Source organism: Micromonospora arida, from assembly GCF_003857035.1.
GTDB lineage: Bacteria > Actinomycetota > Actinomycetes > Mycobacteriales > Micromonosporaceae > Micromonospora > Micromonospora arida.
The window spans coordinates 17,864-42,603 of sequence record NZ_QGSY01000230.1; the positions used below are offsets into that span (position 1 = coordinate 17,864).

Here is a 24,740-nt window from a genome sequence, read left to right on the forward strand (position 1 = left end):
GGGTCGCCGGCATGGAAAGCCCCGATCCGCGCCCGTTCTCCGGCGCCCAGTGGACCATCTCCGCCGCCGGCCACGAGGCCGTCATCGTGGAGGTCGGCGGTGGGCTCCGGACGTACCGGCACGACGGTGTCGACCTGCTCGACGGGTACCAGACCGACGAGGTCTGCCCCGGTTGCACCGGGCAGGTGCTGGCACCCTGGCCGAACCGGATCCGCGATGGTCGCTACTCGTTCGACGGGCGGACGCGCCAGCTCGCACTGACCGAGCCGGAGCGGCGCGTGGCCATCCACGGGCTGGTCAACTGGGTGCCGTGGCAGTTGCTGGAGCAGTCGGCGGACGCCGTGACGGTCGGCTACGACCTGCCGCCGCAACCCGGCTACCCGTGGCCGCTGCGGCTGCGCAGCAGGTGGAGCGTCGACGCGGATGGGCTGCGCGCCGAGCACGAGGTGATCAACATCGGCGGGGAGTTGGCCCCGTTCGGCTTCTCCGTGCACCCGTACCTGCAACTGCCGGGCGTCGCGGTGGACGACCTGGTGCTCCGGCTGCCCACCCGGAGCCGGGTGCTGGCGGACGGTCGGCTGCTGCCGGTGGGGGTGACCCCGGTGGCCGGCACCGAGTACGACTGGACCAGCCCTCGCCGGATCGGCGCGGCCGTGCTGGACTCCTGCTTCGGCGACGTGGTCCGGGACGCGGACGGCGGTTCGTCGGTGAGCCTCGCCGCTCCGGACGGTTCGGCCGGGGTGAGCATCTGGGCGGACGCCGAGTTCGGCTGGTGGCAGGTGTTCACCGGGGACGCGCTCACCGGCGAGCGGCACCGCCGCTCGGTGGCGATCGAGCCGATGACCTGCCCACCGGACGCGTTCCGGTCCGGCAAGGACCTGCTCACCCTCAAGCCCGGCACGACCTGGCGAGGTGCCTGGGGCATCCGCCCCGGCGCCTGATGGAGTTCGCCGAGGTCGTCCGCCGACGGCGGATGGTGCGCAACTACGACCCGGACCGCCCGGTCCCGCCCGACGTGGTGGACCGGTTGCTCGACCACGCGGTCCGCGCGCCGTCGGCCGGCTTCGCCCAGGGCTGGGCTTTCCTGGTGTTGGAGGAGTTGGCCGATCGGGACCGGTTCTGGGCCGCCACCACCCCCGACGGCGGTGGGCGGGAGCGCTGGCTCGCGGGCATGCGCCGGGCACCCCTGATCGTGGTGCCGCACGCCAACGAGTCGGCCTACCTGCGGCGGTACGCCGAGCCGGACAAGGGCTGGACGGATCAGTCCACGGACCGCTGGCCGGTGCCGTACTGGCACGTGGACGCCGGATTCGCGGCGTTGCTGATGCTGCTCACCGCGGTGGACGAGGGGCTGGGGGCGTGCTTCTTCGGCATTCCGCCGCAGCGGCTCGCCGCCTACCGGGACGCGTTCGGCGTGCCGGCGGAGTATCAACCCATCGGCGCCGTCACAATCGGTTACCGTGCGGCCGACCATCGGTCACCATCGTTGCGCCGGGGACGTCGTCCGATGGACGAGGTAGTGCGGCGCGGCCGGTGGAACTGACGCTGACGTCCCGTTCGTCCGGTTGAGGATCGGACGAGCGGTAGCGAAACTGACATCAGGGAGCAGAACGTAGCGTGCGCTGGGCGGCTAGGCTGGCACGGTCATCGGTGCCGCGCCGCGCGGTGCCCGCCGCGGCCCGGCTCGGCGCCGTCGGTCGGCCCGGCCACGGGGAGGGGAGCGTGCCGTCGTGATCTTCAGAGCGGTCCGGGACGGGCGTCCCTATCCGGAGCACAATCTGACGCTCAAGCAGTGGGCGGAGATCCCGCCGAGGCCACTGCGCCTGGATCAGATGATCACCACCAAGCGCGAGTTGGCGCTGGACAAGCTCCTCGCCGAGGATTCCACCTTCTACGGTGACCTCTTTCCGCACGTCGTGCAGTGGAACGGCGGGCTTTACCTGGAAGACGGGCTGCACCGGGCGCTGCGCGCCGCCCTCCAGCAGCGCAACCAGATCCACGCGCGGGTGCTGGTGCTCTCCGAACCCATCGAGTGACGAGCCTTCTTTCCCACGCTGAACCTTCGTTAGGGTGGCGTCCATGACCGCTGCGCTGGACCTGCTCGACCTGGACCCGTCGCTCAGCGAGGAGGAGCGACAGATCCGTGACGTCGTCCGCCAGCTCGTCGACGACCGGGTGCGACCCCACGTCGCCGACTGGTACGAGGACGGCAAGGTGCCCGCCCGGGAGTTGGCCCGCGAGTTCGGCAAGCTCGGCCTGCTCGGCATGCACCTGACGGGCTACGGCTGCGCCGGCGCCTCCGCGGTCGCCTACGGGCTGGCCTGCCAGGAGCTGGAAGCCGGCGACTCCGGCCTCCGCTCCCTGGTCTCCGTGCAGGGATCGCTCGCCATGTACGCCATCTGGCGTTACGGCAGCGAGGAGCAGAAGCAACGGTGGCTGCCGTCGATGGCCACCGGTGAGGCGATCGGCTGCTTCGGCCTGACGGAACCGGATCACGGCTCCGACCCCGCCTCGATGGCCACCCGGGCCCGCCGCGACGGCGACGACTGGGTGCTCACCGGCGGGAAGATGTGGATCACCAACGCCCCGATCGCGGACGTCGCGGTGATCTGGGCTCGCACCGACGAGGGCGTGCGGGGTTTCGCCGTACCCATGGACACGCCCGGCGTCACGGCCCGGGAGATCCGCCGCAAGATGTCGCTGCGCGCGTCGGTGACCGGCGAGATCGTGCTCGACGACGTCCGGCTCCCGGCCGACGCCCAACTGCCCGAGGCGGTCGGGCTGAAGGCGCCGCTGAGCTGCCTCACCGAGGCCCGCTACGGCATCGTCTGGGGCGCGGTAGGCGCCGCCCGCGACTGCCTGGAAACCACAGTGGCGTACGCGACCAGCCGCACCCAGTTCGGTCGCCCACTGGCCGGCTTTCAGCTCACCCAGGCGAAGCTCGCCGACATGGCCGTCGAGTTGGTGAAGGGACAACTGCTCGCGCTGCACCTGGGTCGGCTCGCCGACGCCCGGCGGCTGCGGCCCGAGCAGGTCAGCGTGGGCAAGCTGAACAACGTGCGGGAGGCCCTGGCCATTGCCCGGCAGTGCCGCACCATCCTCGGCGCCAACGGCGTCTCCGGTGAGTACCCGGTGATGCGGCACGCCAACAACCTGGAGAGCGTGCTGACCTACGAGGGCACCTCCGAGATCCATCAACTGGTCATCGGGCAGCGGCTCACCGGGCTCTCCGCGTTCGCCTGACCTGCCCGTTTGTCACTTCCTGGCGCTCGCCGCGCGCCTGTCGTATCGGGGCCGTACCGTCATTGACAGACGACGTGTCTGACGAGGACGGTGAGCGTGATGGCCCGCGACGCTGGCAGCAACGAGCCCACGAGAGAGTTCCCCGGTTACCCGACCGGTGACGATCTCAAGGCGCGGTCGACCGCGACATCCGACTGGACCACGGATACGCCGGGTGACCCCGGCGAGCCGGCCGGTCCCGGTGGGCCTGCTGGTCCCGGTGGGCCTGGAGGCCCCGGTGGTCCCGGTGGTCCGACGAGCGGTGGCGACGGCCCCGGTGGTGGCGGTGGCGGTGGGGCGGCCCGAGGTCTGCTCCTGCTGCTCGGCGCCGCCGCGCTGGCCGTGGTCGTGCTGCTCGGCATTCAGGCGACCGGCATCCTGCCGGAGTTCCGCAACCCGTTCGCCAAAGAGCAGACCGACCGCAGTCAGCCACCGCTGCTGAAGTCGATCCAGGACCTCAGCCGCTACGTGGCCGCGGAAGGCAACTTCCAGGTCGTGGTCGACACGCAGAACGACCGGCGCAACGTTCCAGACTTCCTGCTCAACGAGCGCACCCTGTTCGTCGGGGCCGGCAGCGTCGAGGCGTACGTCGACTTCACCAAGATCGCTGAGGGTGCTGTCGTCCAGTCCGCCGACGGCAAGTCCGTCGAGATCAAGCTGCCCGCGCCGCAGTTCGGTGAGACCAACCTCGACATGGAGAAGAGCTACGTCTTCGCCGAGCAGCGCGGTCTGCTCAACCGACTCGGTGACCTGGTCGGCAACGACCCCAACCGGCAGCAGCAGGTCTACCAGCTCGCCGAGGACCGGATCACCGCCGCCGCCCGGGACAGCGGGCTCTCGGCCCGAGCCGAGGAGAACACCCGCAAGATGCTGGAGGGGCTGCTCCGCTCCCTCGGCTACCAGCAGATCACGGTCACCTACATAGCCCCCTGACCTGCTCCCGTACGTCGAAGCGCCCGCCCCGACTTTCCGTCGGAGCGGGCGCTCCCGTTTGCTGCCTCACGGGCGGGATGCCGCCCGGAATTTGCGCCCCAGGGCGTCCCCGGGCGACCCCCGGTGGCCCCCAAGCTGCCGCCCTGGCCGGAGTCGATCACCCGATGTGCCGGATCTGCGATGCCCGTGGGCTGGGATCCGAGCAATCTTGGACAGTTCCCGTCAGGTGAGCCCGCCGTGCTGACGGAAACTGTCCAAGATCTCTGACTACGTGGGGTGCGCGGGGCGAGATCAGTGGCCGGTGGAGGCCAGGTAGCGGTCCTCGTTCGGCATCAGCACCCACAGGATCAGGTAGACGATCACCTGCGTGCCGGGCAGCAGCAGCGACAGCAGGAACAGCAGCCGGACCATTCCGGCCGACATGCCGAACCGCCGTCCGAGGCCGGCACAGACGCCGGCGATCATGCGCCCCTCGCGGGGCCGGACCAGTTTGCGACTCATCGTCGTACTCCCACTCTGCGGCGGTGCGCCGCGTCTGCAATCCACGGTAGAAAAGGATGGCCACCTCGCCCTCGGTCCCGAGGAGGAGCGGCAACCCGTGGACCCGTAGGTGCTTTACCCGGGCAACCCCCCGCTGACGCCTCCCCGACCCGAACCGCCCGCGCCCCGCCGGGCGGAAGCCGTGCTCGACCCCGGGGGAGGCGTGCGCCGGGCGGGAGAGACGGTGGTCGGGCGTTCACGTCCCGGACCGGGTGGGCGGTGAGCTGGGCGGGTAGGCTGATTGATCGGCCTTCCACACCCCGGAGGGCCGGCACCCCATACCCCGGACGGTCACGAGCGGGGCCGCCAGACCGGCGGTCGCGACCCGGCCGGGTCCCGTACGCCGGGACGACGGCGAGGAAGCGCAGCCATGATCAGTGTTTTCGACCTCTTCAGCGTCGGTATCGGGCCGTCCAGCTCACACACGGTGGGGCCGATGCGGGCCGCGCGGACGTTCGTTGGCGGGCTGAAGGCCGACGGGCTGCTCAGCGACACGGCACGGGTGCAGGCCGAGCTGTTCGGCTCGCTGGGTGCCACCGGGCACGGCCACGGCAGCGGCCCGGCGGTGCTGCTCGGGTTGGCCGGCGAGTCGCCGGAGACGGTCGACACGGACACCGTCGGTCCTCGGGTCGAGCGGATCCGGACCGAGCGGCGGATCAACATCCTCGACGCGCACGAGATCGACTTCGACCCGGATCGGGACCTGACGCTGCACCGCCGCCGGTCGTTGCCGTACCACCCGAACGGGATGACGTTCGTGGCGTACGACAGGGCCGGCGCCGAGCTGCGCAGCCGCACCTACTACTCCGTCGGTGGCGGGTTCGTGGTGGACGAGGCGGCGGCCGGGGCGGACCGGATCAAGCCGGACAGCACTGTGGTGCGGCACCCCTTCCTGACCGGGGCGCAGCTCCTCGACGTCACCACCCGCACCGGGCTGTCGATCAGCGAGGTGATGCTGGCCAACGAGCGTTCCTGGCGCAGCGAGGCGGACATCCGGGCCGGTCTGTTGGAGATCTGGCGGGTGATGCAGGAGTGCGTGCAGCGCGGCTGCGAGCGGGACGGCGTACTCCCTGGGGGGTTGAAGGTTCGGCGGCGCGCGGCGGAGCTGCGGCGCGGCCTGGAGGCGGAGGCCGGGACGGCCGACCCGCTGCACGCGATGGACTGGGTGACGCTGTTCGCGCTCGCGGTCAACGAGGAGAACGCCGCGGGTGGCCGGGTGGTCACCGCGCCGACCAACGGTGCAGCCGGGATCATTCCGGCGGTGCTGCACTACTACACCCGGTTCGTGCCGGACGCCGATGACGAGGGTGTGGTGCGGTTCCTGCTGACGGCGGGCGCGATCGGTGTGCTGTTCAAGGAGAACGCCTCGATCTCGGGCGCCGAGGTGGGCTGCCAGGGTGAGGTCGGTTCGGCGTGCTCGATGGCGGCGGCGGGGCTGGCCGAGGCGCTCGGTGGCACCCCGGAGCAGGTGGAGAACGCGGCCGAGATCGGGATGGAGCACAACCTCGGGTTGACCTGTGACCCGGTGGGTGGCCTGGTGCAGATCCCCTGCATCGAGCGGAACGCGGTGGCTAGCATCAAGGCGATCACGGCCGCCCGGCTGGCGCTGCGCGGCGACGGGGTGCACAAGGTGTCGCTGGACAAGGTCATCAAGACCATGCGGGAGACGGGCGCCGACATGAAGGTCAAGTACAAGGAGACGGCGCGTGGCGGTTTGGCCGTCAACGTGATCGAGTGCTGAGTCCGGTCGATTCGGGGCAATCGTTCACCGACTGCTAACCTGTCGTCCGTTTCAGGAGGCGGGAGGCTGCGGTGACCTCTGGCGTCGCGGCGTTGTGGTCGCACCGCAACTCGCTGCGCATCCTGGTCAGGCGGGATCTCGCGGTCAAGTACCAGCAGTCGGTGCTGGGCTACTTCTGGTCGCTGATCGAGCCGCTCGGCATGGGCGCCATCTACTGGTTCGTCTTCGGGGTGCTCTACTCCCGGGACACCGGTCGGCACCTCGGTGAGGCGGCCGAGTCGTACCCGTTGTTCCTGATCACCGGCATCTTCGCCTGGATGTGGACCAGCTCGGCGCTGAGCGAGGCGACGAACGCGCTGACCGGGCAGTCCCGGCTGATCACCACGATGAACGTGCCGCGTCAGGTCTTTCCGATCGGCCGGGTCACCGGTCGGTTCGCCGAGTACGCGGCCGGCCTGCCGATCCTGATCGCCATCGCGGTGATCTACGCGGTGCACGGTCGGATCCACCCCGGTTGGTCGCTGCTCTCCCTGCCGCTGGCGGTGGCCGTCCAGGCCGTCCTGTTGACCGGGCTCGCCCTGCTGCTGTCCGCGTGGAACGTGCTGATGCGCGACGTGGAACGGCTGATGCGGCTGATCATCCGGGTGCTCTTCTACGCCACGCCGATCATCTATCCGCTCAGCCTGGTCCGGGAGTCCGGGCTGCCCGGCTGGTTGAAGGTGGTGTACGAGCTGAACCCGCTGGTCGGGATCTTCCAGCTGCACCACGCGATCTGGTATCCGGACGAGTTCCCGGACGCCCGGCTGCTCGCCACCACGATCGTCGGAAGCCTGCTGGTGCTGGCCGCCGGTTGGTGGTCGTTCCGCCGGTTGGAGCCCGCCGTGCTCAAGGAGCTCTGAGGTGGCTGCGCCGATCATCGAGGCCGACGGCCTGGGCATTCGGTTCGTCCGCAATCGTCGCCGCCAGCTGCGGCTGCGCGAGTTGTTCATCCACCGGGGGGCACGCGGCGCGTTGCCCGGCCAGTTCTGGCCGTTGCGGGACGTGTCGTTCACCGTGCAGCCCGGCGAGACCGTCGGGGTGATCGGGCGCAACGGCACCGGCAAAAGCACACTGCTGCGGCTGATCGCCGGGGTGCTCATACCGGACGAGGGCAGCATCCGGGTGCACGGCGCGGTGGCGCCGTTGCTGGAATTGTCCGCCGGTTTCTCCAACGACCTGACCGGGCGGGAGAACCTGCACCTGGTCGGTGGGCTGCACGGGCTGTCGACGAGCTACCTGAAGCGGCACTTCGACGAGATCGTCGAGTTCGCCGGTGAGCAGGTGGAACGGGCCATCGACACGTCGGTGCGGCACTACTCGTCGGGGATGAAGGTGCGGCTGGGCTTCGCGATCATCTCGCACCTGCCGCACCCGATCCTGCTGATGGACGAGGTGACCGCGGTCGGGGACGCGGAGTTCCGCAAGAAGTGTTACGCGACGATTGATCGTCTGCTCGGGGAGGGGCGCACGCTGGTGCTGGTGTCACACAACGAAAAGGACCTGACCCGGTTCTGCCGTCGGGGGTTGTACCTCGACGCGGGCCGGTTGACGCTCGACGGCACGATCGCCGAGGCGCTCGACGCGTACCACGCCGCGGTCCCGCGGTGACGCTCGCGATCGTGCTCGCCGCCGGGCCGTCCGCGGCGGGCCTGACCACGGCGACCGGTGAGCCGCTGGCCGACCGGCTGGCCGCCCAGTTGCGCCTGGCCGGGGCGGACGAGGTGCGCTTCGCCGCCACCCTCGACGAGCTGTCCGAGCTGATCAGCACCGCGACCGCCCCGGTGCTGGTCACCGGCACGGACCTGGTCGCGCACACCGCCGTACTGCGGCACCTGGCCACCAGCCCGGTGGGTCCCACGGTGGCGCTGGTGCTCGGCGACCCGCCGGTGCCCGGTCGGACCGCCGTGCGGGAGGAGCGCGGCCAGGTGGTCGACGCCGGCGCGTTGAACGCCCTCGACGGTGACGCCACCGGCGTGTTCGGCGGCGCGCTGCGGGTCGGCGTGGACGACCTGCCGAACCTCGCCGCCGCCGCTCGGGCCGCCGCGTCCGGGATGCTCCCCGTCGCCGCCCCGATCGGCCCGGCCGGCGACGTGGCGCCGCTGCCGGCGAACGGCGGGGCCGGGTCCGGGGGGTCGGTCGCGGCCGGTGGCCCCGGGTCCGCCGTGGACCGGCTCTTCGCGGGTCTCGCGGCGCTCGGCACCCTGATCTTCGCCCAGCGGGTACGCCTGCTCGTCGCCCACCGGGTCGAGGACCCGGCGGGGCTGACCGCTGCCGAGGCGGCGGTGACCGCGGTCGACGAGGACCGGGCCGAGCTGCGGCTGTCGGTGAAGGAGAAGGACGACTTCTTCTCCACCTACTTTGTCAGCACCTGGTCGCCGTACCTGGTCCGGCTCTCGGCCCGGCTCCGGCTCACCCCGACCGGGGTGACGGCGATCTCGGTGCTCTTCGCGTTGGGCGCGGCGGTGCTGTTCGGGGTCGGTGGGCGGCCCGCGCTGGTCGGTGGCGCGGTGCTGCTCTACCTGGGCTTCGTGCTGGACTGCGTGGACGGCCAACTGGCCCGTTACACCCGGCACTTCAGCGCCTGGGGTGGCTGGCTGGACACGATGGCGGACCGGGCCAAGGAGTACCTGGTCTACGCCGGGCTGGGCTTCGGGGTGAGCCACGCCGGGCTGGGCAACGGGTGGGCGCTCGCGATCGCCGCGATGACGTTGCAGACCGTCCGGCACATGACCGACACCTGGTACGGGGTGCTGCACGACGAGGCGGCCCGTCGCCCGCGTACGGCGACGAACGCCAGCGGCGGGATCGGTGACCGGCTCAACGCGGCGTCGACCCGGGTGCAGGCGGACACCGGCTCGGTGTCGTACTGGCTGAAGCGGACGGTGGTCTTCCCGATCGGTGAGCGGTGGGCGCTGATCGCGCTGACCGTGGCGCTGTTCAACCCGCTGGTGAGCCTGATCGCGGTGCTGGTCTGGGGGGTGCTGGCGTTCGCGTACACCGGGGCGCTCCGGACGCTGCGGGCCCGCTGGATGTGGGTGCCGGTGCTGGACACGGTCGACGCCACCCTGCACCGCGACGACGGACCGCTGGCCCGCTGGTTGCCGGTGGTCCGCCCGATGGGGCCGCTGACCCTGGCGGTGATCGCCGCGCTCGGCCCGGCGGTGCTGCTGGTCGCGGCGCTGCTGGCGGATGCGCCCGACGGGTTGGGCTGGGCGGTGCCGGTGGCGCTGCTGGTGCTGCTGGTCGGCGGCCTGGGTGCCGGGGCGGCGCACAACGGTCCGCTGGACTGGCTGGTGCCCGCGGCGTTGCGGGCTGCCGAGTACCTGTTCGCCATCGCGGTCGGGGTGGTCGGGGAGGCGCCCGGCTGGCTGATCTTCGGGTACGTCTTCGTGCTCACCGTGCACCACTACGACCTGACGGCCCGGCTGGAGAAGCGGCAGGCGGCACCGCCCCTGCACGCGGCGACGCTGGGCTGGGAGGGGCGCTCGGTGCTGCTGGCGCTCGCGGCGATCGCCGGTATTGCGGGTATCGGACTGGCTACACTCGGTGCGTACCTTCTCGTGGTTTTCGTGGTGAGCGTCGTCCTGGCCTGGTTCGTGCGACCGGCCCGTAGCGCGCGGGCGTCGGTGGCGCCGGCGGGCGCTGGAGGTGCCGTGCCGCGCTGACGGAGGGCGGCCGGATGACCCTGATCAGCTTCGTGGTGCCGGCCTTCCGGGTGCAGGGATACCTGCGGGAATGCCTGGACTCCATCCTCGGTCAACCGGAGACCGACATCGAGGTGATCGCCGTCGACGACTGCTCGCCGGACGCCAGCGGCGACATCATCGACGAGTACGCGGCCCGCGACCAGCGGGTCCGCTCGGTCCGGCTGTCGGAGAACGTCGGCCTCGGTCCGGCCCGCAACATCGGGCTGGACCGGGCCGTCGGCGAGTACGTGTGGTTCCTCGACGGCGACGACTGGTTGGCTCCGGAGTGCCTGACCGAGGTCGCCGAGCGGTTGCGGGTCACCCGACCGGACGTCCTGCTGGTCGACCACGTGCGCACCCACTGGAACGATACCGCCACCCGCAGCGCGATGGCCGAGGTGTTTCCGGAGTCGCCGGGCCCCGGCACCTTCCGCCTGCGGGAGCGGCCGCAGGCGATGCACCTGCTGCACACCGCGTGGAACCGGCTGGTCCGTCGGGAGTTCCTCGCCGACCTGGGGCTACGTTTCGCGCCCGGCTGGTACGAGGACGTCTCGTTCAGTTACCCGGTGCTGATGGCCGCGCACCGGATCGGCGTCCTCGACCGGGTCTGCGTCAACTACCGCCAACGCCGCGCCGGCGCGATCACCCGGACCCGGGGTGACCGGCACTTCGAGGTCTTCCCGCAGTGGCACCGGGTCTTCCACCTGATGGATTCGTGGGGGTCGGCTACGGAGGCCCTGCGGCCGGCGGTCTTCGAACGGATGATCTGGCACTACCTGACCGTGCTCGGCAACGGTCAGCGGATCGCGCCGGAGCTGCGGGAGGCGTTCTTCGCGCAGATCACCGCGGACTACGAGCGCTGGCTGCCGGCCGGCGGCTATCCGGTGCCGGACGGGGTCGAGGGGATCAAGCACAAGCTGGTCGCCTCCGGCCGGTGGCGCACCTTCAGCGCGTTGCGGGCCGCCAGCCGGGCCCGCGACGCCGCCCGCCGGCAGGCCCGCACGGCGCGGCGCAAGGTCGGCCCGGTCGCCCGGCGCGGTGCCCGGCTGACCCGGGACGGGCTGCTGCGCGAGTACTACCGGGCCGAGTTGCGGCGGCCGGTCGACCCGACGCTCGCGGTGTACGCGGCGTACTGGTACCGCGGATACTCCTGCAACCCGGCGGCCATCTACGAGGACGCCCGCCGGTTGGCTCCGGGGGTGCGCGGGGTGTGGGTGGTGCGCCGGGACCGGGTGGACAGCGTGCCGGCCGGAGTGGAGTACGTGGTGGCCGGCACCCCCGCGTACTACCGGGTGCTCGCCCGTGCCCGGTGGCTGGTCAACAACGTCAACTTTCCGGACTTCGTCCGCAAGCGACCGGAACAGGTGCACCTGCAGACCCACCACGGCACGCCGGTCAAGGTGATGGGGCTGGATCAGCAGCGCTACCCGATCGGCGCGGGCCGGATGGACTTCGCCGGGCTGCTGCGCCGCGTGGACCGCTGGGACTACAGCGTCAGCGCCAACAGCTTCTCCACCCAGATGTGGGACCGGGCATACCCGGCCACGTACACCACGCTGGAGGTGGGGTACCCGCGCAACGACCGCCTGGTCACCGCCAGCCCGGACGAGGTGCGCCGACTCCGCGCGGAGTTCGGCCTCGACCCCGACGAGCAGGTCGTCCTGTACGCCCCGACGCACCGCGAGCACCTGCCCGGCTACCGGCCGCCGTTCGACCCGGACCGGTTCGTCCAGGCGCTGGGTGAGTCGGGCCGGTTGCTGATGCGCAGCCACTACTTCCACGACCGTGATCGACGCCCCGGCCGGCCGAGGGACTGGGAGCGGGTTCGTGACGTCAGCGGCCATCAACGGGTGGAGGATCTCTATCTGGTGGCGGACGTGCTGGTCACCGACTACTCGTCGGCCATGTTCGACTATGCGGTGTTGGACCGGCCGATCGTGCTCTACACCCCGGACTGGGAGGCGTACCGGCTGGCCCGGGGGGTCTACTTCGACGTCACCGCCGAACCGCCGGGCGCGGTAGCCTCCACTTTCGCCGATCTGCTCGACCTGTTCCGTGCCGACGGGGTGCGCTCGGACGCGGCGACCAAGGCCCGCGAGCATTTCCGGGCCCGGTTCTGCACGTTGGACGACGGGCGGGCGGCGGAGCGAGTGGTACGGCAGGTGTTCCTCGGGGAGCCGGGCGAGCGGTCCACGCGCTGCTGATCGCGGCTTCTGTCGTGTAATAGCACCGTCATCGATCGAACATGAGACGTTTACCCGATGTCACAAACCCATGATCCTGGTCACAGTCTTGTGGGGTTCGGTCGACGCGCGCTGGGGGGAAGACGGTGAGCACCGTCACGCTCAAGGATGTGACCAAGGTTTTCCGGGATGGCACGCTGGCCGTCGACAGCATCAACCTCGATGTGAACGACGGCGAGTTCATGGTGCTGCTTGGGCCGTCCGGGTGCGGCAAGTCGACAGTGCTGCGAATGATCGCCGGGTTGGAGGAGCCGACCACCGGCGCGGTCATGCTCGACGGGGAGGTGGCTAACGACCTGCCCCCACGGGACCGCAAGATCGCCATGGTCTTCCAGGACTTCGCCCTCTACCCGCACATGAGCGTTGGCGACAACATCGCGTTTCCGCTGCGGCTGGCCGGGGTCGAGCCCGAGCCGCGGGGCGAGCGGGTCAGCGACGTGGCGAGCGCGCTGGGCATCGGTGACGTGCTGGCCCGCAAGCCTGGTCAGCTCTCCGGCGGGCAGCGGCAGCGGGTGGCGATGGGGCGCGCGATCGTCCGCCGGCCCGGCCTGTTCCTGATGGACGAGCCGTTGTCCAACCTGGACAGCGGCCTGCGGGCCGAGTTGCGCGCGGAGATCTCCGGCCTGACCCGCGAGCTGGGCGTCACCACTGTCTACGTCACGCACGACCAGGCCGAGGCGCTCACCATGGCCGACCGCGTCGCCATCATGCGCCGCGGCGTGCTCCAGGACGTGGGCACACCGACCCAGGTGTACGGGCGGCCGGCGACGCTCTACGTGGCGGCGTTCCTGGGCAGCCCACGGATGAACCTGTTGGAGGCGTCGGTCTACGTTCATCTCGACCGGTACGTCACGCTCAACCTTGGCGACCAGTCGCTCTACCTGCCCTGGAACGACATCCGCAGTCGGGCGGTGGCGCACTACCACGGTGAGCGGATCGTGGTCGGCATGCGGGCCGAGGCGCTCACCCCGGTCGCACCGGACAGCCCCGGCGACGTGCTGCGCGGGCGGATCCGCTACCTGGAGCACCACGGGCACGAGTCGTTGGCGTTCCTCGACATCGGCGCGACCGCGATCGTGGTCGACGAGATGGGTGCCCCCCTCGAACCGCCGCCGGTCGGCCAGCGCGGCCTGCGCCGCTTCGGCTCGGTGATGCAGCGGCTCACCGGCAAGCCGGTGGAGGCGCAGGAGGCCCCGCCCAGTGGCGTCCAGACCAGCGTGCTCCCCGACCCGGGCCGGCACCACCGCCGCCCGGCGGAGCTGGCGGTGCGGCTGGCGCCGTACCCGGCGGTCAGCGCCGGTCACCCGCTCGCCGTCTCGGTACGGATGGACGCGCTGCACTTCTTCGACGAGCGCGGCGACCGGATCGACGTGGGTTGGCGCTGACGGGGTGGCGGGCCCACCACCCGGTGCCCTACCGTCTGCCCACCCAGTCCACTGTGTAAGACCACCGAGAGGGGTGCACCCGTGTCGGGTGACCGTCCCAGTCCGCTCGTCATCGAGCGCATCCTGCGTGATCGCGAGAGCATCTGGCAGCAGATCGTGGCCGAGCGTGACCTCAACGCCCTGACCGGGCGGATGCTGACCAGCTCCGCCATCGCGTTGGCCTGCTACGGGGCGGTGCTGGGCTTCTTCCACAGCCCACTGATGGCGCTGACCTCGGCGCTGAAGCTGCCGCTGCTGTTCCTGGTCACCCTGGTCATCTGCCTGCCCACGCTCTACCTGTTCAACCTGGTCTTCGGCGCCCGGCTCTCGGTGCGGCAGTCGTTGGCGCTGGTGATGGTGGCGATCACGGTCACCTCGATGCTCGCGGTGGCGTTCGCACCGATCAGCCTCTTCTTCCTGATCACCGCCAATGACTACGGGTTCTTCAAGCTGCTCAACGTTTCGATCCTGACCCTGTCGGCGCTGGTCGGGTTGCGCTTCCTGACCAGCGGGATGCAGGTGCTCAACGACCATGGCCTGCTCGCGCCCGAGGCCGCCAACGCGAAGGTCGACGGGCAGGCCGGAGCCCCGGCGCCGGTCCAGGCCGTGCCGGTCGCGGTGCCCGCCGGGCCGACGCCGGCTGCCGTGCCGGTCGCCGGTCAGAGCGCCGAGCCGGTCGCCGTGCCGGCCGGGGCCGCCGTGGCCGAATCGACTGCGAACGGTGCCGTGACCACCGCGACGGCTCCGGCCCAGGTTCCGACGCAGCCGGTAGCTGCCTCGTTCCCGCCCGGCATGCTGCCGCCCGGCTACGTGGCGCAACGCCCGTGGGACGGCCGTGGGGTCCGACGCGGGGAACCGACGCAGCGGCCGGCGAGCATGACCCTGCTCTACATCTGGATCCTGCTCTTCGGTTTTGTCGGCACCCAGCTGGCCTGGACGCTGCGGCCGTTCTTCGGCGACCCGGGGCAGGATTTCTCCTTCTTCCGCAGCATCGACGGCAACTTCTACGCGGAGATCCTGCGCATCATCGGCAACCTCTGACCGGTGCCCGGACGGCAAAGTCGCTGGTTGCCGGCCTGGTTACCGGTTAGTAACGTCAGGGGATGACTATCGACTCCCGCCAGGTGGCGGCCGGCATGCTGGAAGCGGTGCCGTTCGCTCGTACGCTCGGTATCGAGTTCGTCGAGGTGGCACCCGAGGCGGAGGGAGGCGTGCGGGCAGTCGTCCGGCTGCCCGACACGCCGGCCACCCACAACCACATCGGGGGCCCGCACGCCGGCGCCATGTTCACCCTCGGCGAGACGGCCTCCGGCGCGGTCGTGCTGGCCGCCTTCGGGCAGTTGCTCGACCGGGCCGTGCCGTTGGCCGTCCGGGCCGAGATCGCCTACCGGAAACTCGCCATGGGTCCGGTGCTGGCCACCGCGCGACTCGGCCGGCCCGCGGCCGAGGTGACCGAGGAACTGGCCGCCGGTCGACGCCCGGAATTCCCCGTCGTGGTCCAGATCGCCACCGAGGGCGGCAAGCCGACCTCGGAGATGACCGTGATCTGGACGCTGCGACCGAACTGAAACGCCCCGGGGCGGCCGAAACGGGTTTGCGAGCCCAGCAGGGTGGATAGATTCGTACCGTGCTGGGCCTACCTGCTCACGTGACCGCCTGTCTCTTCGATCTGGACGGTGTGCTGACGCAGACCGCCCGCGTACACAACGCCGCCTGGACGCAGACGTTCGACGAGTTTCTCCGCCAGCGCGCCACGGTCTCCGGCGAACCGTTCCAACCGTTCGATCCGGGCCCGGACTACAACCGCTATGTCGACGGCCGCCCCCGGGCCGACGGCGTCCGGTCGTTCCTCGCCTCCCGCGGGATCGTGCTGCCCGAGGGCAGCCCGGACGACCCGCCGGACGCGGAGACCGTCAACGGCCTGGGCAACCGCAAGAACGTCCTGCTGCTGCACCGACTGCGTACCGACGGCGTCGAGGTCTACCCGGGCTCGGTGCGGTATCTGAAGGCGGCGACCGCCGCCGGGCTCCGCCGAGCCGTGGTCACCGCCAGCGCGAACGGGGGTGAGGTGGTCGCCGTCGCCGGATTCGAGCCGCTGCTGGAGGCCCGGGTGGACGGGCTGGTCGCCCGTGCGCAGGGGCTGCGCGGCAAACCACACCCCGACACGTTCCTCGCCGGGGCCAGGGTGCTCGGCGTCGACCCGACGCAGGCCGCCGTCTTCGAGGACGCGCTCTCCGGGGTGGCCGCCGGCCGCGCCGGTGGCTTCGGCTACGTGGTCGGCGTCGACCGGGTCGGGCAGGCCGACGAGCTGCTCGCCCACGGCGCCGACATCGTGGTGACGGACCTCGCCGACCTTCTCGACCGCGCGGACCCACCGGCGCCCAACCGCACCGCCACGGACCCGCTCGCCACCGAACGGGGCTCCGGATGATTCGGGAGCGCGCCTATCCCGTGGAGCCGTGGCACGTCCGGGAGACCCGGCTGGACATGGACGTGCTGGCCCAGTCGGAGTCGGTCTTCGCGCTCTCCAACGGGCACGTCGGCCTGCGGGGCAACCTCGACGAGGGCGAACCGCACGGCCTGCCCGGCACCTACCTCAACTCGTTCTACGAACTGCGTCCGTTGCCGTACGCGGAGGCGGGCTACGGCTTCCCCGAGTCCGGGCAGACCATCGTCAACGTCACCAACGGCAAACTGATCCGGCTGCTGGTCGACGACGAACCGCTCGACGTGCGTTACGGCGAGCTGATCGCCCACGAGCGCATCCTCGACCTGCGGGCCGGCACCCTGCACCGGGAGCTGCACTGGCGCTCGCCCGCCGGCCGGGAGGTCAAGGTCCGCAGCACCCGTCTCGTCTCGTTCACCCAGCGGTCCGTGGCCGCCATCAGCTACGAGGTGGAGGCCGTCGACGGCCCGCTGCGGCTGATCGTGCAGTCCGAGTTGGTGGCGAACGAGTCGCTGCCCGCGCAGAGCAAGGACCCCAGGGTCGCGGCGGTGCTGGAGTCGCCGCTGCTGGCCGAGGAGGAGCTGACCACCCCGGACGGCGGCCAGCTCATCCACCGCACCAAGGTCTCCGGTCTGCGGGTCGCCGCCGCCATGGAGCACGAGGTGCACGGCCCGGACCACACCACCATCGAGTCCGAGGGCTACCAGGACTGGGTGCGTACCACCGTCGCCTGCGTGCTCCAGCCCGGCGAGAAGCTGCGGGTGATCAAGTATCTGACGTACAGCTGGTCGAGTCGCCGGTCCCTGCCGGCGCTGCGCGACCAGGTCGGCGCGGCGCTGGCCGGAGCCCGGCTCGACGGGTGGGACGGGCTGCACCGGGAGCAGCGCAACTACCTCGACGCGTTCTGGGACGCTTCCGACGTGCTGGTCGAGGGCGACCCGGAGGTGCAGCAGGCGGTCCGGTTCGGTCTCTTCCACGTGTTGCAGGCCGGCGCGCGGGCCGAGCAGCGGCCGATCTCGGCGAAGGGGCTGACCGGCCCCGGTTACGACGGTCACGCCTTCTGGGACACCGAGATGTTCGTCCTGCCGGTGCTCACGTACACCCAGCCGAGCGCGGTGCGCAGCGCGTTGCAGTGGCGACACAGCACGCTGGAATCGGCGCGGGAACGCGCCGAGACGCTCAACCTCCGGGGCGCCGCCTTTCCCTGGCGGACCATCGAAGGCCCGGAATCATCCGGATACTGGCCGGCCGGTACGGCAGCCTTCCACATCGCCGCCGACATCGCCGACGCCGTGCGCCGCTACGTGATGGTCACCGGGGACACCCAGTCGGAACGGGAGATCGGGCTGGAGCTGCTGGTGGAGACCGCCCGGCTGTGGCGCTCGATCGGCCACCACGACCGGCACGGGCAGTTCCACATCGACGGTGTCACCGGCCCGGACGAGTACACCGCCGTGAAGAACGACAACGTCTACACCAACCTGATGGCGCAGCGGAACCTGCTCGCCGCCGCCGAAGTGGTCATGCGCTACCGGGACGAGGCGTTCCACCTCGGCGTCACCGACGAGGAGGCCGCGAGCTGGCGGGACGCCGCCACCTCCATGCACGTCCCGTACGACGAGGAACTCGAGGTCCACCAGCAGGTGGAGGGCTTCACCCGACTCCAGGAATGGGAGTTCACGCACACACCGGCAGAGAAGTACCCGTTGCTGCTGCACTACCCGTACTTCGAGCTGTACCGCAAGCAGGTGGTGAAGCAGGCCGACCTGGTCCTCGCCATGCACTGGCGTGGGGACGCCTTCACCCCCGAGGAGAAGGTGCGCAACTTCCTCTACTACGAGCGCCGCACCGTACGCGACTCGTCGTTGTCGGCGTGCACCCAGGCGGTGCTCGCCGCCGAGGTGGGCCACCCCGAACTCGCGCACACCTACCTGCGCGAGGCCGCGCTGATGGACCTGCACGACCTCAACGAGAACACCCGCGACGGCGTACACATGGCGTCGTTGGCCGGCGCGTGGCTCGCCCTGGTCAGCGGGTTCGGCGGTCTACGGGACCACGACGGCGAGTTGTCCTTCGCCCCCCGGCTCTCCAGCCGACTCAGCCGGTTGGAGTTCTCGCTCCAGTGGCGGGGGCTGGCGTTGCGGGTGGATGTCCGGCCGCATCAGACGACGTACTCGCTGCGCCACGGCGGCCCGGACGACGTGGTGGAGTTGCGCCACCACGACCAGATACTGCGGGTGACCTGCGACGAGCCGGTGACGGTGCCGGTGCCGCCGGCCGAGCCGTCCGGTCCGCCGCCCGAGCAACCACCGGGGCGGTCTCCGCTGATGCGGTTGCCCGAGCGCGAACAGTGACGGGCGGGGCGGGAGTCCTCCCGCCCCGCCCGCCCGCGCCTGTGGGTCAGACCGGCTCGCCGGCCCCGGTTCGTCAGACCGGCTCGCCGGTGGACGGACGCCCGATCGCGTCCCGGGGCGCCGCCGCCTTCGGGTCGTCGGGCAGCCGGGCCGAAGCGGCCTGGTCTCCGAAATCCTGGTCCCCGACGTCCTGGTTGCGCTCGGCGTCCTGTTCACGCTGGGTTCGCTCGGTCAGCTGCTGCTGCCGGGAAATCTGCTGCTTGGCCATGGCGATCCTCGCGATCCGTCGGGGCGCGGCTGCGCCGACACGGTCTGCGGTCGCTCGTCGCGTACCCGGCGCCCCAGCGGGCAAACGCGGCCCGGCGGCGGGGGGTGACGCGGGCGCGGCGTGCGTGCCCGGCGGCGGGCCGGGTACCCGGACCACCGGCGAGGACGCGGAGGTGGGGCATGGACGAGCAGCGCAGTGTGACCATTCCGATCGGGGACGCCCAACTCCCCGCCGACCTGACGCTGCCTGCCCAGCCGGTCGGCGTGGTGCTGTTCGCGCACGGCAGCGGCAGTTCCCGGCACAGCCCGCGCAACGTGGCGGTGGCCCGGACGCTGAACGGCCGTGGGCTCGGCACGGTGCTGGCAGACCTGCTCACCCCGGCCGAGGACGAGGTGGACGCGCGAACAGCCGAACTGCGCTTCGACATCGGGTTGCTGGCCAGCCGGCTGGCCGGGATCGTCGACTGGCTGGCCGTCGAGCGTCCCGCCGGCGATGTGCCGATCGGTCTTTTCGGAGCCAGCACGGGTGCTGCCGCTGCCCTGGTCGCGGCGTCGTCCCGCGCCGATCGGGTGGCCGCCGTGGTCAGCCGGGGCGGTCGGCCGGACCTGGCCGGGAACGCGCTGGCCCAGGTGCGTACCCCCACGTTGCTCCTGGTCGGCGGGCTGGACGAAGAGGTGATAACGCTCAACGAGCGGGCGCTGGCCGAGCTGGGGGAGGTCGGCGAACTGCGGGTGATCCCCGGCGCCACCCACCTCTTCGAGGAGCCCGGCACCCTGGAGCAGGTTGCCGATCAGGCTGGCACCTGGTTCACCACGCACCTCGGTCGGTGATCAGTCCGAGGGCAGGAGAGCCGAGGTCGACCGGCGCTGTTGGACGGTGTCGATGACACGCCAGAGGACGGCGGTGATCGGGACGCTGACGAAGGCGCCGGCGATGCCCGCGATCAGCGTGCCCGCGGTGACCGCCACCAGGATCACCGCCGGATGCAGTCGGACCTGCCGCTTCATGACCAGCGGCTCCAGCAGGTTGCCCTCGATCTGCTGCACGGCGATCACCGCCGCGAGGGTGAGCAGCGCGGTGGTGGGACCGTTCGCGGCCAGCGCCACCAGCACCGCCACCGCGCCGGCCACCGTCGCCCCGATGATCGGCACGAACCCGCCGAGGAACGTGATCAACGCCAGCGGCAGGGCGAGTGGCACCCTCAGCACCACGAGAGCCAGCCCGATGCCCAGCGCGTCGATCGCGGCGATGAACATGGTGCCCCTGCTGTACGCGCCCAACGTCTGCCAACCATTGCGGCCGGCCTCGGCCAGCACTGGTTGGTTCGGGCCGGAGACCCGGGACAGCACCCAGTGCCACATGGACCGGCCGTCCTTGAGCAGGAAGAAGAGCAGCACCAGAGCCAGCAGCGCGGAGCCGACCACCTCGGTGGCGGTCCGGGCACCGGCCACCGGGTCCGGAGAGCTGCCGCTCAGCCCTTCCCGGGCCTGGTCGACCAGCTGGTCCAGCTGTGCCTCGCTGACCGGCAGGGTGGACGTCACGAAGTCCCGGCTGCGTTCGACGCCCTGCGTCAACTCCTGGCTGAGCTGATCGAACTGGCTGGCGGTCAGGTTCCACACCAGGGCGCCGACGCCGACCAGGATGCCGAGCAGCAGCAGTACGGTGCAGAGCGCGGCCAGCGCCGCCGGCAGGCGCAACCGGCGCCGCAGCAGCAGCAGGACCGGGTCGAGCAGCGCGGTGAGGAAGATGGTGGCGGCCAGCGCGATGGCCAGCGGCGCCAACAGGACGGCGATCCGGCCGAGCAGGTAGAGCCCTGCGGCGATCACCACCAGGCAGGCGCTCCACGACACCGCGGTCCGGACCAGCCACGGCAGCGCCGCCCAGGTCTGGCGCGGCCCGGGGCTGCCTGTCGGTCCGGGTTCCTCTGCGGCCATGTCGGTCCTCCTCGATCTCGACGAGGTCGGTACCCGGTCGGTCGTGCCCCGACACCCGAATCGCTGGCCGTTGCCCGCGCGGATCGTACGTCGGTCGGAGTGACGTGGGTGGGTGTTCGCGAATCACGTCCGGAGCGGCGGCGTTTGCGTCGTCGGGCCGAGGGAAGGCGAAGAGGACGGACCAGACTGAGGAGGAACGCCGTGGGTGACTTCATGGACAAGGCCAAGGACTTCGCGGACAAGCATGACAAGCAGGTCGACCAGGGCGCGGAGAAGGCCGGCGACATGGCCGACAAGCGCACCGGCGGCAAGTACGGCGATCAGATCGACAAGGGCGTGGACCAGGCCCAGGCGCGCACCGGTGAGGGCGACCAGGTCCGCTGACCCAGCGCGCTCCTCCCGGGCCGCCGCGCCGTCGGCGACCCGGGAGTGCCGGGTCGGGGTGACGCGCGGGTCAGCGCTTGTCGCGTAGCTCGTCCATTGAGGTGGGCCGGCCGCTCAACGCGTCGCGCAGCCGGTCGACCAGACCGATGCCGGGGGCGAGCAGCTTGTTCGCCGGTGGGTGCTCCGGGCTCCCCGGGTGTGGCCGGGTCGGCCCGATCTCCTTGATCGCCGTCACGCGGGCGGCGATCTCGACCAGCTCCTCCCTGGCCGTCGCCGCGCGCAGCCGGGGAAACAGCTCCTTCTCCTCCTCCGTCACGTGATGTCGGACGGTGCTGGTCAGTTGGGCGAGCAGCTCGTCGAAGCGGGGGTCGGACGGGTCGGTGGACTCCAAGTCCTTCATGGTCCGCTCGGCGTCGGCGTGCTCCGCGATCTCGCGGTCGGCGATTTCGTTGCCGTCGGGCAACACCTTTCGGGCGATCGGATACACGTACGCCTCCTCGGCCACCGAGTGACGGACGAGTTCGGCGATCACCACGTCGGCGAGGCGCCGGCGGTGCTCGGGGGTGCCCTGCCGGGTCGCCAACTCGACGAGGACTGACTCGATCTCACGATGATCGGAGACCAGGATGTCGACGGCGTCGTGGTCGTCGGTGGTCGGTGGATTGGTCATGTCACGGCCCCTTACCGGTTGCGGATCGGTGGGAGGTGTGTGGCTCTGGTACCCCCACGGGGCTGCACAAACCTACGGTTGACGATGCGTCCGACGGTGTCGGTGGCGCTGGCGGTGGCGGTGGTGCCCGGCCGTCACGATTGCCCTGCCGCCGCCGGGGTAACCGCCGCCATGGCCGACGAACGCCCACCCGCCGACCGCGATCAGTCGCGGTTCGACCAGACCGCCGAGCGGACGGTCCGACGGGTGCGGCACCGTGGCGGGCAGGCCGGCCGGATCAGGGCCCGGCAGTGGGAGGTCACCCTGGTCATCTCCATCCAGGCCGGGCTGGCCGCGGCCATCGCCGCCCTGCTCGCCAAGAATCTGCTCGGCCAGGGATCGCACGTCTTCGCTCCCGCCGCCGCCGTCGGTACGATCGCCACCGCCATCGGGCAGCGGGCCCGCCGGACCTTCGAACTGTTGGGTGGCGTGGCCCTGGGCATCATCATCGGGGACACGCTGCGATTCCTGCTCGGCTCGGGCCCGTGGCAGACCGGCGTGGTGGTCGCGCTGGCCATCGCCGCCGCGTTGCTGGTGGCTGGGAAGGGTGGTCCGCTCGTCGGTCAGGCCGGCGGTACCGCCGTGCTGATCGCCACGCTGGCCCCGATGGAGCGCGGCCTGGAGGTCCCTCGCATTTTCGACGCGCTCGTCGGTGGGGTGGTCGGCCTGGTGGTGGTCGCGCTCCTGCTGCCGATCAACCCGATGCGGGTGCTGGACCGCGCCGCGGCACCGATCTTCACGATCCTCTGCGAGCAACTCGCCGAGCTGGCGCGGGCGCTGCGCGAACGCGACGGCGCCGGAACCTTGGGCGTCCTGGAGCGGCTCCGCGGCACCGAGGACGACCTGGGCCGGTTGCACGATGCGCTCAGCGGCGCCGAGGAGGTGGTGACGATCGCCCCGGTGCGCTGGCACCGTCGGCAGCAGTACCACCGTTACGCCCGCACCGCCGGTCACCTGGAACGGCTGCTGCTGGACACCCGCGCCATGGCCCGTTGGTCGACCACCGCCTTGCAGTACGACGAGCCGATTCCGCCGGAACTGCCGGGTGCGATGGGCCGGTTGGGTCAGGCGGTGGCGGAGATGCGGGTGGAGTGCAGGGTCGGTGACGACCCCCGGTGTACCCGCCGCTTGGTCGAGGAGTGCGCCGAATTGGCCGGGCGCGCCTCCGCGGCCGGCGTCAAGTCGTTCGGCGAATCCCTCGTCACCGGCCTGCGTACCGCGGCCAGCGACCTGCTCCGGGCCGCCGGTTCCGAACCTGAAGACGCCAACCGGATCGTGCGCCGGGCGGCCGGAGCAGGCGAGGCGGAGATCCACCCGCCGGTCCACCGACAACTGCACCGGACCCGACCGACGCGGGCCGCCCGAGCCCGTCGGCGCGCGCACCTCGCCGCCCAGGCCCGTAACGACGGCCGGGCCGGCCTCCCCGCACGGGAGAGGCCGGCCCGGTGAACCGTCCGGATCAGGAGGAGTAGCCGCGCTCCGCGATCCAGTTGGCGACCTTCGGAAGGCTCATCCAGTACTCGCCCAACGCCGGGTCGGCCGGGTCGGCGACCCGGATCGTGTCACCACCGTCGCGGTAGCCGACGAGGGTCAGGTAGTGGCCACCCTCGTACGAGTGCGGGTTGCCGTCGGTGTCCACTGTCGTGCCCTTGATGTTGGCCACCACCGGTCGGCCGGCGTCCACCGCGGCCAGCACGTCACGGCGCAGCTGCTCGACCTGCTCGGGGCGGGCCACCGAATCACGGATCTCGGTGGTCCGGTACTTGCCACCGGTCAGCTCGTTCAGCACCCGGGTCGTGTCCAGGGCCGAGGGGGTACCCGCCTCGGTGGTGCCGAGCAGCCGGGCCACCTCGTCCTGGGACAGCGCCTTGCCCTGCGCGGACAACGCGATCCGGGTCGCGGCCGGGCCGCAGTAGTAGAAGTTCGGCTGGGCCTGGTAGTCGACGCCGAGGATCCGTTCGGCGTGCCTGTCGTTCTGGCTCGACGAGGCCGGGGCGGCCTGCGTCGGGGCAGCCTGCGCGGCCACCGCCGGGCCGAGGGCGCAGCCGCCGGCGACCAGCAGGCCGACGACGGACAGACCGCTCTTCTGGACGATCTGGTTCATGGTCGAGTCTCCGTTCGGGGGTTGGCGCCTCGGGCAAGCGGAGGCGGCAGCACCGGGAATGGCGCTCGGCGCAACACGGGGCCGACCATCTGGTCTCGGCCCTGGGCGTACCGAGGACGTAACCGCTCTGCTCCACGGAGAATTCCGCCGGCTGCGGGCACCGGGACCCGCGCGGCAGCCCCGCCGGGACCCGAACCGGTCATCGGGGACACACGGTCAGCTCAGAGGCTGCCCAACAGCCTGGTCACGCTGATCTCAATGACGACTCGTTCCGGATTCGGGCGCGGTGTCCGATACCGCTCGGAGTATCGCCGCTCCGCCTCCGCCACGGCGGCCGGATCCGACCGCAGCACCGCGCGACCCTCGATGGTCAACCAGCGGCGGCCATCCACGTGGCACACGGCCACCGCCGCGCCCGCTGCGCCCGCCGCCGCCACCTGACGGGCCTTGCGGGAGGCGCCGGAGGTGATGACCCGGGCCAGGCCGGCCGCCGGGTCGAGAGTCACCCCGACCGGTACGACGTGCGGGGTGCCGTCCGCCCGCAGGGTGGTCAGGGTCGCCAGGTGCCGTTCGGCGCAGAAGGCGACAACCCGCTCATCGTGCACGTTCAACCGATGATCGCCCGTCATGCCCGTCCCCTGTCCGCCGAACCG

Annotated in this window: 24 protein-coding genes; 18 read left to right on the plus strand and 6 right to left on the minus strand. The window is 71.3% G+C overall.

Annotated features, from left to right (window positions below; all coding sequences use genetic code 11):
- Positions 1–11 precede the first annotated feature (11 nt).
- From DLJ58_RS22875 to DLJ58_RS22895, 5 genes are all read left to right on the plus strand, one after another.
- A complete protein-coding gene (locus DLJ58_RS22875) occupies positions 12–941 on the plus strand; it encodes an aldose 1-epimerase family protein (protein ID WP_124859123.1) in 930 nt (309 codons plus the stop codon).
- Positions 941–1,543, plus strand: coding sequence for a nitroreductase family protein (locus tag DLJ58_RS22880; RefSeq protein ID WP_124859125.1), 603 nt, complete (start codon positions 941–943; stop codon positions 1,541–1,543). The genes DLJ58_RS22875 and DLJ58_RS22880 overlap by 1 nt, the downstream gene beginning before the upstream one ends.
- A 187-nt stretch (positions 1,544–1,730) precedes the next feature.
- A complete protein-coding gene (locus tag DLJ58_RS22885; RefSeq protein ID WP_030329612.1) occupies positions 1,731–2,036 on the plus strand; it encodes a type II toxin-antitoxin system VapB family antitoxin in 306 nt (101 codons plus the stop codon).
- 43 nt (positions 2,037–2,079) lie between these two features.
- Entirely contained in the window at positions 2,080–3,243 is a 1,164-nt protein-coding gene (locus DLJ58_RS22890; protein WP_124859127.1) for an acyl-CoA dehydrogenase family protein, read from the plus strand.
- A 99-nt stretch (positions 3,244–3,342) separates the two neighbouring features.
- On the plus strand, positions 3,343–4,215 hold the full coding sequence (locus DLJ58_RS22895; protein WP_124859129.1) for a DUF4230 domain-containing protein: 873 nt from the start codon (positions 3,343–3,345) through the stop codon (positions 4,213–4,215).
- 291 nt (positions 4,216–4,506) lie between these two features.
- Here the strand turns inward: DLJ58_RS22895 and DLJ58_RS22900 are convergent, their stop codons facing one another.
- Complete coding sequence (locus DLJ58_RS22900; RefSeq protein WP_030486383.1) at positions 4,507–4,716, minus strand: PspC domain-containing protein; 210 nt, start codon at positions 4,714–4,716, stop codon at positions 4,507–4,509.
- A 409-nt stretch (positions 4,717–5,125) separates the two neighbouring features.
- Here DLJ58_RS22900 and DLJ58_RS22905 point away from each other — a divergent pair, with 409 nt between their 5' ends.
- The 10 genes from DLJ58_RS22905 to DLJ58_RS22950 all read left to right on the plus strand — a co-directional run bounded on the left by DLJ58_RS22905 (position 5,126) and on the right by DLJ58_RS22950 (position 18,688).
- Entirely contained in the window at positions 5,126–6,496 is a 1,371-nt protein-coding gene (locus DLJ58_RS22905; RefSeq protein WP_124859131.1) for an L-serine ammonia-lyase, read from the plus strand.
- A gap of 71 nt (positions 6,497–6,567) precedes the next feature.
- Positions 6,568–7,395 (plus strand): ABC transporter permease, encoded by an 828-nt coding sequence (locus DLJ58_RS22910; RefSeq protein ID WP_124859133.1) that lies wholly within the window; start codon positions 6,568–6,570, stop codon positions 7,393–7,395.
- A gap of 1 nt (position 7,396) precedes the next feature.
- On the plus strand, positions 7,397–8,143 hold the full coding sequence (locus DLJ58_RS22915; RefSeq protein ID WP_112581808.1) for an ABC transporter ATP-binding protein: 747 nt from the start codon (positions 7,397–7,399) through the stop codon (positions 8,141–8,143).
- Positions 8,140–10,200 carry a DUF5941 domain-containing protein gene (locus DLJ58_RS22920; protein WP_124859135.1) on the plus strand — a complete coding sequence of 687 codons (2,061 nt, stop codon included), beginning with the start codon at positions 8,140–8,142 and terminating at the stop codon, positions 10,198–10,200. Before DLJ58_RS22915 ends, DLJ58_RS22920 begins: the two co-directional genes overlap by 4 nt.
- Positions 10,201–10,214: 14 nt before the next feature.
- Positions 10,215–12,425, plus strand: coding sequence for a bifunctional glycosyltransferase/CDP-glycerol:glycerophosphate glycerophosphotransferase (locus DLJ58_RS22925; RefSeq protein ID WP_124859137.1), 2,211 nt, complete (start codon positions 10,215–10,217; stop codon positions 12,423–12,425).
- A 125-nt stretch (positions 12,426–12,550) separates the two neighbouring features.
- A complete protein-coding gene (locus DLJ58_RS22930; RefSeq protein ID WP_124859139.1) occupies positions 12,551–13,849 on the plus strand; it encodes an ABC transporter ATP-binding protein in 1,299 nt (432 codons plus the stop codon).
- Positions 13,850–13,930: 81 nt separating this feature from the next.
- Entirely contained in the window at positions 13,931–14,929 is a 999-nt protein-coding gene (locus DLJ58_RS22935) for a hypothetical protein (protein WP_124859141.1), read from the plus strand.
- A 62-nt stretch (positions 14,930–14,991) separates the two neighbouring features.
- Positions 14,992–15,456, plus strand: coding sequence for a DUF4442 domain-containing protein (locus tag DLJ58_RS22940; protein WP_124859143.1), 465 nt, complete (start codon positions 14,992–14,994; stop codon positions 15,454–15,456).
- Positions 15,457–15,515: 59 nt separating this feature from the next.
- On the plus strand, positions 15,516–16,319 hold the full coding sequence (locus tag DLJ58_RS22945; protein ID WP_124859145.1) for an HAD family hydrolase: 804 nt from the start codon (positions 15,516–15,518) through the stop codon (positions 16,317–16,319).
- Positions 16,316–18,688: a glycoside hydrolase family 65 protein gene (locus tag DLJ58_RS22950; RefSeq protein ID WP_124859147.1), complete on the plus strand. Its 2,373-nt coding sequence runs from the start codon at positions 16,316–16,318 to the stop codon at positions 18,686–18,688. The genes DLJ58_RS22945 and DLJ58_RS22950 overlap by 4 nt, the downstream gene beginning before the upstream one ends.
- A gap of 73 nt (positions 18,689–18,761) precedes the next feature.
- Here the strand turns inward: DLJ58_RS22950 and DLJ58_RS22955 are convergent, their stop codons facing one another.
- Positions 18,762–18,956, minus strand: coding sequence for a hypothetical protein (locus tag DLJ58_RS22955; RefSeq protein WP_091395197.1), 195 nt, complete (start codon positions 18,954–18,956; stop codon positions 18,762–18,764).
- A gap of 179 nt (positions 18,957–19,135) precedes the next feature.
- Here DLJ58_RS22955 and DLJ58_RS22960 point away from each other — a divergent pair, with 179 nt between their 5' ends.
- Positions 19,136–19,786, plus strand: coding sequence for a dienelactone hydrolase family protein (locus DLJ58_RS22960; RefSeq protein ID WP_112581800.1), 651 nt, complete (start codon positions 19,136–19,138; stop codon positions 19,784–19,786).
- Here the strand turns inward: DLJ58_RS22960 and DLJ58_RS22965 are convergent, their stop codons facing one another.
- Positions 19,787–20,890, minus strand: coding sequence for an AI-2E family transporter (locus DLJ58_RS22965; RefSeq protein ID WP_124859149.1), 1,104 nt, complete (start codon positions 20,888–20,890; stop codon positions 19,787–19,789).
- Positions 20,891–21,103: 213 nt separating this feature from the next.
- Here DLJ58_RS22965 and DLJ58_RS22970 point away from each other — a divergent pair, with 213 nt between their 5' ends.
- Positions 21,104–21,274 carry an antitoxin gene (locus tag DLJ58_RS22970; RefSeq protein WP_231393380.1) on the plus strand — a complete coding sequence of 57 codons (171 nt, stop codon included), beginning with the start codon at positions 21,104–21,106 and terminating at the stop codon, positions 21,272–21,274.
- Between the two features lie 70 nt (positions 21,275–21,344).
- Here the strand turns inward: DLJ58_RS22970 and DLJ58_RS22975 are convergent, their stop codons facing one another.
- Positions 21,345–21,944, minus strand: coding sequence for a hemerythrin domain-containing protein (locus DLJ58_RS22975; protein WP_124859151.1), 600 nt, complete (start codon positions 21,942–21,944; stop codon positions 21,345–21,347).
- Between the two features lie 84 nt (positions 21,945–22,028).
- Between DLJ58_RS22975 and DLJ58_RS22980 the strand changes: the two genes are divergently transcribed.
- A complete protein-coding gene (locus DLJ58_RS22980) occupies positions 22,029–23,432 on the plus strand; it encodes an FUSC family protein (protein WP_244219086.1) in 1,404 nt (467 codons plus the stop codon).
- Between the two features lie 10 nt (positions 23,433–23,442).
- Here DLJ58_RS22980 and DLJ58_RS22985 read toward each other — a convergent pair whose 3' ends face one another.
- Entirely contained in the window at positions 23,443–24,087 is a 645-nt protein-coding gene (locus tag DLJ58_RS22985) for a C39 family peptidase (protein WP_124859153.1), read from the minus strand.
- A gap of 221 nt (positions 24,088–24,308) precedes the next feature.
- Positions 24,309–24,716, minus strand: coding sequence for a pyridoxamine 5'-phosphate oxidase family protein (locus DLJ58_RS22990; protein WP_124859155.1), 408 nt, complete (start codon positions 24,714–24,716; stop codon positions 24,309–24,311).
- Positions 24,717–24,740 lie beyond the last annotated feature (24 nt).

What these genes read in the sequence shown, in the direction of transcription:
- DLJ58_RS22875 (WP_124859123.1), top strand. Translation starts at nt 12, where the DNA reads ATGGAAAGCCCCGATCCGCGCCCGTTCTCCGGCGCCCAGTGGACCATC.
- DLJ58_RS22880 (WP_124859125.1), top strand. Translation starts at nt 941, where the DNA reads ATGGAGTTCGCCGAGGTCGTCCGCCGACGGCGGATGGTGCGCAACTAC.
- DLJ58_RS22890 (WP_124859127.1), top strand. Translation starts at nt 2,080, where the DNA reads ATGACCGCTGCGCTGGACCTGCTCGACCTGGACCCGTCGCTCAGCGAG.
- DLJ58_RS22895 (WP_124859129.1), top strand. Translation starts at nt 3,343, where the DNA reads ATGGCCCGCGACGCTGGCAGCAACGAGCCCACGAGAGAGTTCCCCGGT.
- DLJ58_RS22900 (WP_030486383.1), bottom strand. Translation starts at nt 4,716, where the DNA reads ATGAGTCGCAAACTGGTCCGGCCCCGCGAGGGGCGCATGATCGCCGGC.
- DLJ58_RS22905 (WP_124859131.1), top strand. Translation starts at nt 5,126, where the DNA reads ATGATCAGTGTTTTCGACCTCTTCAGCGTCGGTATCGGGCCGTCCAGC.
- DLJ58_RS22925 (WP_124859137.1), top strand. Translation starts at nt 10,215, where the DNA reads ATGACCCTGATCAGCTTCGTGGTGCCGGCCTTCCGGGTGCAGGGATAC.
- DLJ58_RS22940 (WP_124859143.1), top strand. Translation starts at nt 14,992, where the DNA reads ATGACTATCGACTCCCGCCAGGTGGCGGCCGGCATGCTGGAAGCGGTG.
- DLJ58_RS22950 (WP_124859147.1), top strand. Translation starts at nt 16,316, where the DNA reads ATGATTCGGGAGCGCGCCTATCCCGTGGAGCCGTGGCACGTCCGGGAG.
- DLJ58_RS22955 (WP_091395197.1), bottom strand. Translation starts at nt 18,956, where the DNA reads ATGGCCAAGCAGCAGATTTCCCGGCAGCAGCAGCTGACCGAGCGAACC.
- DLJ58_RS22960 (WP_112581800.1), top strand. Translation starts at nt 19,136, where the DNA reads ATGGACGAGCAGCGCAGTGTGACCATTCCGATCGGGGACGCCCAACTC.
- DLJ58_RS22965 (WP_124859149.1), bottom strand. Translation starts at nt 20,890, where the DNA reads ATGGCCGCAGAGGAACCCGGACCGACAGGCAGCCCCGGGCCGCGCCAG.
- DLJ58_RS22970 (WP_231393380.1), top strand. Translation starts at nt 21,104, where the DNA reads ATGGACAAGGCCAAGGACTTCGCGGACAAGCATGACAAGCAGGTCGAC.
- DLJ58_RS22975 (WP_124859151.1), bottom strand. Translation starts at nt 21,944, where the DNA reads ATGACCAATCCACCGACCACCGACGACCACGACGCCGTCGACATCCTG.
- DLJ58_RS22980 (WP_244219086.1), top strand. Translation starts at nt 22,029, where the DNA reads ATGCGTCCGACGGTGTCGGTGGCGCTGGCGGTGGCGGTGGTGCCCGGC.
- DLJ58_RS22985 (WP_124859153.1), bottom strand. Translation starts at nt 24,087, where the DNA reads ATGAACCAGATCGTCCAGAAGAGCGGTCTGTCCGTCGTCGGCCTGCTG.
- DLJ58_RS22990 (WP_124859155.1), bottom strand. Translation starts at nt 24,716, where the DNA reads ATGACGGGCGATCATCGGTTGAACGTGCACGATGAGCGGGTTGTCGCC.